Annotated in this window: 9 protein-coding genes; 3 read left to right on the forward strand and 6 right to left on the reverse strand. The window is 46.4% G+C overall.

The genetic code is table 11. The features are described from left to right. The first annotated feature begins 3 nt into the window (after window positions 1-3). Window positions 4-588, forward strand: a complete 585-nt coding sequence (locus QUA77_RS11005) for a hypothetical protein (RefSeq protein ID WP_333450145.1) — start codon at window positions 4-6, stop codon at window positions 586-588. Between the two features lie 237 nt (window positions 589-825). On the opposite strand, the gene QUA77_RS11010 is transcribed toward QUA77_RS11005, so the two are convergent. Further along, the gene (locus QUA77_RS11010; RefSeq protein WP_333450146.1) at window positions 826-3,291 is read right to left on the reverse strand and encodes a CHAT domain-containing protein; all 2,466 of its coding nucleotides are present in this window, start codon (window positions 3,289-3,291) and stop codon (window positions 826-828) included. Between the two features lie 242 nt (window positions 3,292-3,533). Then, window positions 3,534-4,136: a hypothetical protein gene (locus QUA77_RS11015; protein WP_333450147.1), complete on the reverse strand. Its 603-nt coding sequence runs from the start codon at window positions 4,134-4,136 to the stop codon at window positions 3,534-3,536. An 83-nt stretch (window positions 4,137-4,219) separates the two neighbouring features. Here QUA77_RS11015 and QUA77_RS11020 point away from each other — a divergent pair, with 83 nt between their 5' ends. Beyond that, window positions 4,220-5,110 (forward strand): hypothetical protein, encoded by an 891-nt coding sequence (locus QUA77_RS11020; protein ID WP_333450148.1) that lies wholly within the window; start codon window positions 4,220-4,222, stop codon window positions 5,108-5,110. A 179-nt stretch (window positions 5,111-5,289) separates the two neighbouring features. Here the strand turns inward: QUA77_RS11020 and QUA77_RS11025 are convergent, their stop codons facing one another. Beyond that, window positions 5,290-5,772, reverse strand: a complete 483-nt coding sequence (locus tag QUA77_RS11025) for a hypothetical protein (RefSeq protein WP_333450149.1) — start codon at window positions 5,770-5,772, stop codon at window positions 5,290-5,292. A 210-nt stretch (window positions 5,773-5,982) separates the two neighbouring features. On the opposite strand from QUA77_RS11025, the gene QUA77_RS11030 reads away from it, so the two are divergent. Next, on the forward strand, window positions 5,983-6,168 hold the full coding sequence (locus QUA77_RS11030; RefSeq protein ID WP_332952640.1) for a ribbon-helix-helix domain-containing protein: 186 nt from the start codon (window positions 5,983-5,985) through the stop codon (window positions 6,166-6,168). 313 nt (window positions 6,169-6,481) lie between these two features. Here QUA77_RS11030 and QUA77_RS11035 read toward each other — a convergent pair whose 3' ends face one another. From QUA77_RS11035 to QUA77_RS11045, 3 genes are all read right to left on the reverse strand, one after another. Further along, window positions 6,482-8,443, reverse strand: coding sequence for a HAMP domain-containing sensor histidine kinase (locus QUA77_RS11035; protein ID WP_333450150.1), 1,962 nt, complete (start codon window positions 8,441-8,443; stop codon window positions 6,482-6,484). Window positions 8,444-9,001: 558 nt separating this feature from the next. Further along, window positions 9,002-10,918, reverse strand: coding sequence for a HEAT repeat domain-containing protein (locus tag QUA77_RS11040; RefSeq protein ID WP_333450151.1), 1,917 nt, complete (start codon window positions 10,916-10,918; stop codon window positions 9,002-9,004). Between the two features lie 459 nt (window positions 10,919-11,377). Continuing rightward, window positions 11,378-12,553, reverse strand: coding sequence for a family 10 glycosylhydrolase (locus tag QUA77_RS11045; RefSeq protein WP_333450152.1), 1,176 nt, complete (start codon window positions 12,551-12,553; stop codon window positions 11,378-11,380). Window positions 12,554-12,633 lie beyond the last annotated feature (80 nt).

Here is a 12,633-nt window from a genome sequence, read left to right on the forward strand (position 1 = left end):
TAAATGGAAAATATATCTATTCTAGAACAAGCAGCTAAATCTAATTCTAAACCATCTTCCAACGCCGTAGTTATTGCCCTCCTAGAAGCTGAGAAAAGCGCGAAAAAAACCAAAACTCGCTATTCTTTCGAGCAATTAATCGGCAACTGGCAACTCTGCTTTATCACCGGCACGAAAAAGACTCGACAAAAAGCGGGAATTGTGTTGGGCGCGGGACGTTACATCCCTGAGTGGATTGCGAAAATTCAAATTGCTTATTCGGCCCAACCTGTTGCTGAAGGGGAAGAGAATAGCGAAACCGGCAGGGTGGAGAATTCGGTGCAAGTTGGGGCGATCGTACTCACTCTTTCCGGGCCGACTAAGTTTTTGCCTAACAATATTTTAGCTTTTGATTTTACCAGAATAGCGGTGAAATTGTTGGGAAAAACTGTGTATCAAGGATTTATTCGCGGCGGTGAAGCGCGGGAGGCGGAATTTTTTAGTTTGAGTGTGGGAAAGCAAGCATTTTTTGCATATTTTCTGGTAGAAGATGGGATAATTGCGGCTAGGGGAAGAGGCGGCGGCTTGGCTTTGTGGGGGAGAGTTTAGTTGGAAATGTGCGATCGCAAGACAACAGTCTTTATTCTGTATCTCTCGTTTTTATCGGAGTCTAGATCCCCCTAAATCCCCCTTAAGAAAGGCGACTTTGAATGATCTTATCCCTTAAGAAAGGAAACTTTGAATGCTCTTGTCCCCCCCTTCTTAAGGGGGGCTAGGGGGGATCGGTTTTAATCCCCGCCGGAGTGCGGATTTGACCTGGTTGTTGACAACAATATACTACCCATTCTACCGCGCATCGCCAATTAAAATAAACGGCGACCAATAAAACGGATGCCGCTGGATTTGACTCAACTTAGCTTGCCGCAAAGCTTCATTTTTACTCATCCCTTTATTGATATTTTGATAAAATTGAACCATCAAATCTTTAGTAGCGGAATCATCAACACTCCACAAACTCGCCATCACCGCTTGTGCGCCCGCACGCTCAAATATATATGCAACTCCCGATATTTCTTCACCGTTAGAATTTGCTTGCATAGCAGTTTGACACGCGCTTAAGGTGAGGAGTCTGGTGTTTTGCAATCCTAATAACGCGGCATCGCGAATATTGAATTGGCTGTCAGCAAATAGCAGTGTATTTTCCTCCATGCCCAATTGTTGACAGCCTCCCCGTTGGAAACAGCCGTGAGTTGCTAGGTGTAAAAAAGGAAAGCGAGGTGCTTGAGTTTTGAATTGGTCGAGGGTGGCGGTATTGCCGATATAGGCGGAACTTCCGGGGAATAATTGAGCGATATTTCTAACTTCTTCTTCTGTACCGGGTAGATTTTGGGGCAGACGGGGGATGGGATTTCCTAATGCTAAGACTCCGCCTTGTAAAGTAGAATTGGGAATTGACCTTGTGGAAATGCGGGTGAGATAGTTGACGGGATATTTCTGGATGAGGAATTGGCGATTTTTCTTGTCCCAAAGGGTTTCAAAGGGGATGTAACGCAATTTTCCTGTGGCGATGATGCTCAATTGTTTGGGAGATAATGCCTGTATTTGGTCTGCGAGTGGGCGAATTATGATGTCGTATAGTTTGCCGCCAGTTTCTCTGTAATCTGAGTTGAGATAGTTTGATATTTCTTCGCGGTGTTCGGTAAGGAGTTTGTCAAATTCTGCGGGGTCGATGGCAATTTTTTTAACACTTAGACTGTCTTTTGTCAAGACAAATAGGGCGACGGTGTTGGGAACCTTTCTGACATTTGTGAGCAACACGGGTTGAATGACAACGATATCTGGTGCGATACTGGCTTTGAGTTGGGCGATGTCTTTGGGTGTGGTTTCAAAGAGTTCGGCGACTTCTGGGAATTGGCGGCGGATTTCTTCTGCTTCGCTGTTGACTTCTGCTTCTAATTCCCGCATTTGTCGGGCGAGATTGTCTGAGAAGTTGTCTTCGAGTTGGCGACGGAGGAATTGGAGTTGTTGATTTTTTTGATTCCACTCGTCAATAGCTTTTTGTGCTTCGGGGTTGGCAACTTTGGCGTCAATTAAGCGGGTATAGTCGGCGAGATCGGCGGTGGTGGCGATGTTGACCCATTGAAAAGCGCGATCGGCTTGGTTTTGGTCGATGAGGAGGGATGTGAGGGCGATCGCTGTTCCGTCGTTAGCCTGTAGAAACTTGTGCCGATTTTCTCGCTGTAAACCACTTCGTATTTCTAAAGTAATTTTGAGCGATTGCTCCCTATATTCGATCGCTTGAGTTGGTTGCTTCGTATCTTGGTAGGCTGCGCCAATATTACTCAAAGTAACAGCTTCCCCTGCACGATCGCCCACTTCCCGCCTAATTGGTAAAGCTTGGTTGAAGTATTTCAATGCCTTTTGTTGTTGTCCAATTCTGAGGTATACTGCACCAATATTATTCAAAGTAGTAGCTTCCCCCGCGCGATCGCCCACTTGCAGGCTAATTAATAAAGCTTGGTCATAGTATTTCAATGCCTTTTGCGACTCGGACATATTGTTGTAAACTACACCGATATTATTCAAAGTAGTAGCTTCCCCTGCGCGATTTCCTACTTCTCGCATAATTGGTAAAGCTTCGTTATAGTATTTCAATGCCTTTTGTGGATCTCTGAGGTCATCATAGGCTGCACCGATATTATTCAAAGTATAAGCTTCCTGGGCGCGATTGCCCGCTTCCTGCAGAATTGGTAAAGCTTGGTTATAGTATTTCAAAGCTTCTTCCGGGTCTCCGAGACTGTTATAGACTACACCAATATTATTTAAAGTTATAGCTTCTCCTTCGCGATCTTGTACTTCCAGCCTAATTGGTAAAGCTTGGTTATAGTATTTCAAAGCTTCTTGCAACTGGGAAATCTTGCTGTAGACTACACCCATATTACTCAAAGTAGTTGCTTCTCCCGAACGCTCGCGGAGTTCTTTATAAATGACAAGCCCTTCCTTGTAATATTTCAAAGCCTCTTGTGGCTGTCCGATTCTCTCGTAATTAAAACCAATTTCATGGAGTGCTAATGCTTCATTTTTTCTCTCTTTCAATTGTCTGGCAATGGTTAGAACCTGCTGCCATGTTTTTATTGCCGGTCTGGATTGTCCTTGCTGTTGCTGTTGCTTTGATTGCTGTATAAGTCTCTGTAGTTCTTCAATCTGTGAATCTCGACTTTGCCCCCAACTCGGTTGAACCATCAGCGGCACAGTCAGAGGAGTCAGACACACACCTAAAACCAAAACACTGCTGATAAATCGTTTCATCATTATTTTTCTAATTTACCCAATTCGATTAATAGGATAGGAATCAAACCCAGAATCTTTTAATCCTTGCAATCTTCTAATGATTCGTCAACACCGTCAGATATTGAAATTAAATCGCGAACGCAGCTAAACAACGGCGGACAGAACTTACACACTCCCACCAAAGAAACCGGGTTTTTTACCGAATCTGCGGGCTGCACGAAATATTATCGTAAAAAAACCCGGTTTCTGACCTCCCGACGGACTCAATAGGGAGTCGCTACAATTGTCATGGTCTTTTTCTGCACATCAAACTGCATTTCATCGACGACAAATTGTGGTTTATTTTTCCCATCTCCAACCATAACTGACATGATACTGTCCAACTTGTCAAGAGAAAGAACAGACTCTAGCTTCACCTCCGCTTGACCTTGATTCGGATCTAGCAAGCGAAAAGCGTTCATGGGAATACCGCGCCAAGTCTCTCGACGGCCTTTCGCTGGAGTGCGATCGCCCCGAAGAATGGGCCCCCCATTAATGTAATAAGCCTTCGCACTTTCGGGAAACAAGATTTTATCAATTTGACCCAAGGGGATAGATAGCTTTCCCTGTCCTGCCTGTATCAATACTTTTTGCGTTTTATCATCAATCTGCACAACTCGACCGTCTCTTTTTCCGCCCCCTTTCATCACAATTTCCGCTTGCGTCGGCAACGCTACGGGTATCGGCCCCCTAGCGTTAGCCTGTGCTTGTACCGATCGCAAATTCTGTTTCTGGACTTCCTGACTGGCCGCATTAACTTGTGCTGCCATACCCGCTGTTACCGTAAAAAGTGCTACAACTAGAAATGAAAGTGTTTTGCGTTTCATCGTCCCCTAGACCCCCTTCAAGGATAAGCATTACCCCTGCTAATGTCATAAAATTGTACTCCACATCCCTTGAAGGTGATTCCGTGACAGCTTCTCCCCAACCTACTCCCGAATCGAATATTTTAGGCAACTTTGCCAGTGTAGTTGGCTTACTCAGTGCCGCTTTGTTTTTCACCGGCTGGATTTATCGCTGGTCTTATTTTTACTGCTTTCAGCTAAATGTAACTACCCTCGATTTACCTGTAGAATCGTTTTTCCTAGTACCGCTTCAGGTATTTTTAGGCGATGGCTGGACAATACTCAGAAGTGCGATCGCACTTCTGCTGACAGCCGTCGCCATTTACCTCAGTTTGTGGCTGGTTAATAGTATAAACAAGACAGTGGCTGCTAAAATTAATCTAAGAGCTAGACGTTGGCGTTTCTCTGCTCGCAGAAGAAGATTAGGGTTGCTTCATCGCTTCCTGAAATCTTGGCAGCGATTTAATCTCAATAGATATAACTCAATCAAATTATTGCGATCGCTCGTTGACGAAATTATCATCGTCGGTTGGGTATTGCTAGTGTTGTTTTGGTCAGCATACCACCAAGGTATTGCCGATGCCCGACGCGATGCCGGGGAAAATTCGTCTTTACCCGCCGTTGCCTTAATCGCCAAACAAGACAACATTGCTTTAGGCAGAAAACTCGACGATCCAACACTCCGACTAGACCCCAAAGGATTTAAGGCGATCGGCGATGCAGGTTTATTTGCAGATTTGAGCAAAAGAGATTATACTGATATCAATAATCCCAAAGAACCTAGAGTTTGGCGGTTGCTTTTGGAGAGAGGAAACTGGATTTATCTGTTTCCGGCTTTAACAAAAGAACAGCAAAAAGACCCTAAAGCTCGCCCGCCAGTGATGGCTATTCAACAAAGTCAATCCGGCGATCAATTGTTAATTGTAAGTCCCGAAGCTTCTCAACCGTCTAAATAAATTTGGGGCGGGTTTATTGCATACCAAAATAATCTCGATCCCCCCTAACCCCCCTTAATAAGGGGGGGACAAGAGCATTCAAAGTCCCCCTTCTTAAGGGGGATTTAGGGGGATCAAAACTTAACAACAAGTGAGAGATACAAAGTTCCCCTTAAAAAGATGGGATTTGTGTTTATTTGTTAGGTACGATCGCACACAACTTCAAACACACCTCCTGGAATAAACCGACACAAAGCCCTCCGCCGATCGTCCGCATCTTGGCGGTTGACAAAACGCGCAATCGTATAGTGCTCCGCATTCGGTAAAATGCGGACGATCGCCCAAGAATTGCGATCGCCCTGCTTTGACTTTTCAGGTGTTTTCGAGATCGGGTTTGAGTTGAGTTCGATCGCGGGGCGATCGGCGATCGTCGGAGAATTTGCTTTTCTGAGAGTGTTGACGTAGCGGGCGATCGTACTACCTTTGAGATTCGCCCCGACGCGCAGAATCAGAAACACCGCAAAGCTTTCGATCTCTGGCCCAGTCATGCGCGCGCGATCGGCATCAAAGTCCTCATCAGAGTAGCTGCGAATACCCGACAGCAGTTGCGTGATGCCAAAATCATTCAAAGCTTGTTGATAGCCGCGGTTATATTCGCTGCCGTCGCTCACAGGCTTTACCATAGTAATAGTCTCCTTTTATGTGGATTGTCTCCTTGTATTTGGGGAACCCTCAGCCAGCGCGGGCCCTGCAAAAGTTCAGCGCTGGCTTTTGACTCTCTAAGAATATAGCGCACAATGCAGCATAATGCAACACACTGCTGCATTATCGACAAGATTGTCTAAAATACTGGACAATGACGATCGGCTTAAATAAGAAACAATTAACCTCTAATGTCTAAACGCATATCAACCTCGATAGGAGAAGGAATCTATGACCTACTTCAAGAGTGGGCAAATGAGGAACGCCGTTCAATCAGCGGCTTGTCAGCATTCATTTTGGAACAAGCTGTAAGGGAACGTCAAAAACAAATGCAAAAACAGTCCCCACCATCCGATGAGAAACAAGATAAAAGTTGAGTGCAGTTTGTGCGCTCGATCTTTTACTCTTTTCCCCGTAGAAGATTATCTACTTCTTCCTGATTCTTCCTGATTCTTCCTTCGCGTCTTCGCGGTTCAATAATACTAAATGAAATTTATTAGAATCGATTTAGGTTGGAGTTCAGGAGCCAGTGGTTTGTGCTGTTTGGATTGGTAAAATAACCAATTAGAATTAATAGAGTGCGATCGCCCCCACTAGCCAGACTAAAGCATTGGGACATACCGCCAGAGGTTTGAAACATAAATTTTCGCCCCTCTGCCTACCCCCTAAATCTCTCGCCCAAACATCACATTACCCATTTCCTGCGGGTATCCGCACAGTGAAAATAGACCCTTTTCCCTCTTCGCTTTCTACCAAAATCTCCCCACCCATCATCTGACAGTAGTGGCGACTGAGTGTCAGCCCCAATCCGGCGCCGTCGTAAGGTCGCGTTGTTGAACAGTCAGCTTGCACAAAAGCTTCAAACAATTTGTGCTGTTGTTCTTCCGACATTCCAATTCCGGTATCCTTAACCGATAAGCAAATCCAATCCGACTCTTCAACATTCAGCAGGGGACAAGCGATCGCCGCAGGAGGAGTTTCATCGGCAGGCATTGAATCGTCAATCGCCGATCGATCTGCTGTATTCAATTTGCCACTGCCTTCAATGCGCCTGACACTCAGTTTAACCCTGCCGTTTTTGGTGAACTTAGCAGCATTACTCAGCAAGTGCATCAAAACCTGCCGCACTTTCTTGAAATCTGCGTGCATGATACCTGCAGTTCGATCGCACTCTATTTCTAAAACATTGCCATTTTTCTCTACCCACGGTTTCGCGGCACACGCAACATTGTCAACCAGAGATTCGATGTCAAACTCCTGGATTTCGAGTTTCATACCCCCCGCTTCAATTTTTGAAAAATCGAGGATATCATTAATCAAAGATAGCAGGTGCGTACCCGCCGTCTGAATCTTGTCCAAGTCGGGTACAAACTCATCAAATCCCGCATCTTGGGCATCTTCTGAAAGTAGTTGACTGTAGCCGATAATCGCATTTAAAGGAGTACGCAACTCGTGGCTCATATTGGCTAAAAACTGGCTTTTAGCAGTGTTAGCGGTGACGGCGGCTTCCTTAGCTTGTTTCAATTCTTTTGTATGTTGGGAAACTCGCTCGATCAGGTGATTGAGAGACACAGCTAACGAGCCTATCTCGTCTTGTCCAGTGACGGGGGCTCGCAAATCAAAATTCGACTCGGCGGCCACTTGTTCGGCAATCTGAGTGACGCTCACCACTGGTTTGGCGATCGCCCGACTGGTACGGTCAGCAACAATTCCAGCCACCACTACCGACAGCAGCATACTAATAATAATTATGGCTTTTTCCATTCCTTGAGCCTCCTCCATCACTTCACCGCCTTGCCCCTCTTGCTGCTGGGCAATATCGAGGATTTTGCTCAATTCCTCAAGGCTGCTGTTAAGCTGCTTTACACCTTCTCCGCTTACTGTCGCCAAAATTTTTCTGGCCGACTCTATCTCCCCAGGTGACAGTTGCGATTGCTGGATTTCCTGCAAAGTTGGCTTGAGAGTATCGGCGTAGGATTCTAAATCTTCGGTGCAATCTTGCAGTAAACTTTTGAGAACTTCCGGCTTTACTGCCAGCCAAGCAGGTTGGCTGTCGGCAAACTTCTCTATGCGTAACCGCAGCTCTTTTGCCTGAACAATACTCTTGACAAACTGCTCTTCTTTCAATCCCAGCTTGGCAGGATTATCTACAAAAGAATCTAGCTGCGCTCCCTGCAATTGTGCCGCCAGCGCTGCATCTTTAAAATTGCCCAGCAATTGCGCTTGTAGGTGAGCGTCATTGAATTGTTCTAACCCTTGTCCTTGATAGTAATCGGCAATCACCAGCCCGCTCAGGGAGCCAATGAATCCGATTCCTATTGCCAGGAAATACCCGCCGCCAATTTTTTTATGGATGGACCAACCGCCAATTTTAGATGGCAACATTTTGCGGAGTTTTAAGCATGATGTTTCTACAAAATCCTGGCTGGGGATTTTCTTATGTGGGGTTTCTATAGAAGCGACTTGTTCAGAAATAAAGAGCGGCATCAGTTTACCTACTTTGCTATTTTTTGGGTTTACCTTTCGCGTTGCCACAGGTTCTTTCTGCGGGTTAAATGGTTCTTCTGGATTGAACTCGCCCTGGTATTCCGAAACGGCAACCGATAAACTTGCTTCGTTCCCTGTTTTTTTTAGCAAGTTAATTTTTGACATATGCAACCCCTGTATTCTGTTGAAATCTACCACCCTGTTAAGTTTTCCAAACGGGAAATCTTGTCTATTTTCCAGTAGACATCTGCGAAAAAGGATCTGAAACTCTTGTCGATTCAGAGGAGAAACTTAAATTCGGTGGATGTCTAATAGATAATTAGGCTGTTGATGGCTGTTGTCAAATTACTTTTTCGGCTTGTAAAAGTCTGTAGCAGGCAAAATAAAGAAAATTTTATCCAAGCATGGAATTCTGCAGGCAGAAAATTCTCTCTGACCTGTTTTGCCTGTGAGTAGCCCAAAGCTGATATTGTCTGTTGACAATGCACCCGATTCCTTCGCTTTAGACTTTGGCTGCCAGCAATGCGACGATTGCTTGACGGTTTTTGTTGAGCATCCGACAACTTCTTAGCACAGAATGTCACAAATGCAGCAGCCGATCGAACTTTTGCACCCTGGCGATCGACTTTTGGCATCGTTGCCCCGCACAGACAAGTCTGAGGTGAAGTGTCGTTAGTTGAGTATAACTGTAGCGCTTGCGAAAAGAAACCCAGTTTCTGCGAGTCAACTGTTGGCGATTGCGAGTTCTGGAGTTGCGGTGGTCGATTCGATCGCCAGTGCTAGCTTACCGTCTCTACCCAAAGCTTCATCGGCCAAGTGTACCATCCAGCGATTCGGCTTGGCTTGGGGTCTGGCGGCGAGCACAACCGCCCAAGCTTCCCGTTCTTTGCCGCGACCCAACAGCGCAGCACAAACAGTCAAAGCTGTGGCCGTTGAACGGCTGATCCCACTTTGGCAGCAGATGAGCAAACTGCCTCCCTGCGACGACATTTTGAGGGCGAAGTCAATAATTTTCCGTACATCCTCAAGGGTAGGCAAGATTTGATCGGGGTCGTCAACGGGGGTGTCGAGGTCGTTAAACTCCAGGCACATTCGGTTTGGGATTTGATCGAAAGTTTTGGGTTCGGGCACACCCGGACTGCCGATCGAGATCAGGTATTTAATCTCGCGTCGCGCAGGGCGTTCAACAATGTATTGGCTGGCTTCTACTTGCGAAGCTATCAGGATGTCCGGCAGTTTTTCCTTCGAGAAATCTGCCGAGACTGAGGGATCTAAATCAACTGTTTCTGCCTGAGTGCTGACATCCGCCAAGTATTGGGCAGCCAGCGCCCGAACGTCAGCAAATTCGCGATTTAAAGCTGTTTCCAGAGCCAAAATAGCAGCCGTTGAGCCAATTTGACCAAGGGATTTAACAGCCTTTTGGCGCACTCCAGAAGTTTCGTCTCCCAGCAGCCGCACCAAACCTGCCACAGCTTCCTCTGTCCCAATTTCCCCCAAAGCAGCAGCAACTCTCCACCGCACATAAGATTCGCTGTCGCCAATTGCGCTCGCCAGCCCCGCGACGACCATTTTTGGCAATTTAGCATCTCCCTCTGTATTGATGTTCCCAAGGGCAACCGCCGCCCTGCCACGCACGAAAATGTCTCGATCCGAGAGCGACCCGATTACGGCCACCAGAGCCACCTCGCTGCTGATTTCCCCCAAGGCAGAAACTGCACTGCCGCGCACGTCTGAGTCGTCATGGTTGAGGGCTTGCACCAGCCCGGCCACAGCCGTTTCCGTGCCGATTTGTCCCAAGGCCTCGGCGGCCCTCAAAGAAACTGCATAGGAGTCGGGATCATCGTGAAGCAATTCTATTAAGCCGGGTACTGCTTCACAATCCCCGATTTTCCCCAAAGCCGCCGCCGCCCTAGCGCGGACGATGTGATTTTCGTCTCTGAGGGCATTCAGCAGCCCGGGAACTACCTCAGAGACGCCGATTTTCCCGCAGTTGACCGCCGCCCGCCAGCGCACCTCGGAGTCTTGGTGTTTGAGGGCGTTGAGCAGCGCGGGGACGGCTGTTTTCGGGTTAATTTTGCCCAAGGCCCAAACACCCCAGGCGCGCACCCTAGACTCTGGGTGTTTGAGGGCTTTGAGCAGTGCTGCGGCTGCTGGTTTCGAGTCAATTTCTCCTAAAGCCCAAGCGGCCCAAGCTTGGATTTGGGAATCTTTGGATTCGAGCGATCGGGCTAATTCAACTACTGCAGCTTCGGAGGCGATTTTCCCGATCGCTCGAATCGCATCAAGGCGCACGGCACTTTCTTTGTGGTTCAATGCGACCACCAGCATCGGAATTGCCCGATCGGAACTTGTTAGGGCCAGCAGTTGAATTTTGAGCAGCGGCGAAGCGGGGATTTTGTCGATTAATTTTATGGTGGCTGTTTGAAATTCTGGCTTTACCGTTCCTGCTAGCTTCGAGCCGAGTTTTAAATTTACTTTTAGAGCTAATTTTACTGCGCGCAAAGCCAGACTTTGCTGTTCTACTTGCGGCAATATAGTCGCCAAGGTGTGCATCCCTTGTTTTTGTTTCAAATATTTTTGATTGAATTGAGCATCGCTGAGCTCGGGTAGCTCTTGGATGAGGCTTGCGGCTGAGTTCACTGATTTATCCTAATATTTTGGCGAGCGGTTGAGATTGCTCTTTTAAACTGTCTTTAAAAAATATGGTGTCTACAAAACGCTACTTCTAAAAAAAAGCTTGCACCCACTTCTAAAATATGTCTTATTCCACTATTTTTGCAACTCCCCAATTATTAATTATTGGGTTTGTTTGGGCAATCACCTTGACAATTACTAGCGCTTGCTGCTTGGCCTTGCTGGGTTTTGAGATAGCCTAACTCTGCTATATCATTTTATCCTCACATCTTGCACCATTGTCAGCAACAGGCAAGATAGCTGTTCCACAAGAAAACTCACCCTTTGTGGAACAGCCATCTTGCCTGTTCATCAAAGCTTATTGAGAATGGTGCAACATCTTATTTTATACCAACTTGGTTTGAAATAGCGATCGGCGCGGTTGACTGCAGCCAACCGGAAACAGCTTGATTGCGGGACAATCTCTCAACGAGCATAGGGCCCTTTTTTCAAAACCTTAGCCAAAGCGTTATCGTTATCTCGCAAACCTTCGTAAAAAAACATCACTTCTCCTTGAATGCCCTGAGAGCGGTTGTAAGCAATTACTTGCAACAACAGCTCGGGAGTTATGCTATATTTGCTGCCTCGATTCGTCAACAAAATACCGGGCGACACGCACTTTACTTGCTGCCCGCTAAGCTGTCCCGACATCATTTTATCGACCAATTGTTTGTAAGCATTAAAATCGCGGCGATAAAACTGCGGGTGAAAGAGATCGACCAAATTTTTGTCAACCCAAGCTTTAGAATCTTGCAAATATTCCACCAGTCCCCAGTCATAAGGACTCGGCGACATCGATAGCAACAAATCAGGATTAATAGCTTTCACTTCTCGGTGTAAACGAGCTACAAACTCAGTAATAATATTAGCACGCCACTGCACCCAATGTTGCTCTTTACAATCCGACGGTGCTGCTTTACCGCACTCTTCTCGATAGCGTTTAACCGTTTTTTCGTCGTAACCGCCTTCTACCGGAAACGCAATGCGATCGTCTCCTTGAACCCCGTTTACCGGATAATTCTTGGCAACTTCCAGCATCAATCCCATCACAAAGTCTTGCACTTCCGGGTCAAGAGAATTCATCCAGTCAAAGTTATTTTTTTTAAGTAAATTGCCGCTGGCATCACGGGCGGTCCACTCAGGTTTTTTCGCCAGCAAATGACCGCCCTTGCGATTGTAAGAACTCACAAATCCGTATTCAAAACAAGGAATTACTTTTAAACCAACTCTCTTGGCCTCAACACATATTTCTGCTAAGGGGTCGCGACCTTGATAGCGCGAGTCAATTTCCACCCCAAATTTTTCTCGCATAATTTTAGAAGGATAAGCCGTATAACCCTGGCTCCAAATTATAGGAAAAATGGTATTAAATCCCGTATCGGCGAGAAAGTCCATTGCCTCAGCAATTCGCTCTTTTGATGTGAGAACTTTGGAGTCCGTGGTGGTTATCCAAACGCCGCGAATTCCACCAGGATTTTTAGTCGCAAACGAACTGGGCAGCGTTGCAGGATTTGGTGCAGAAAATCCAGTCGTCCCCAACCGCTGTTGGAGGGAAGAGGCAAAACTGCGAATTGCTGATTGGAAAGGTGTGAAAAATCGCATTTATTTATTCTTTTTTTCTTTGAAGGTGGGTACTGAACCCGCTACGTTATTATTGATTGGTAGAACCCGGTATTATTTAT

Origin of the sequence: Microcoleus sp. K5-D4, assembly GCF_036704575.1 — a bacterium.
Taxonomy (GTDB): domain Bacteria; phylum Cyanobacteriota; class Cyanobacteriia; order Cyanobacteriales; family Microcoleaceae; genus Microcoleus.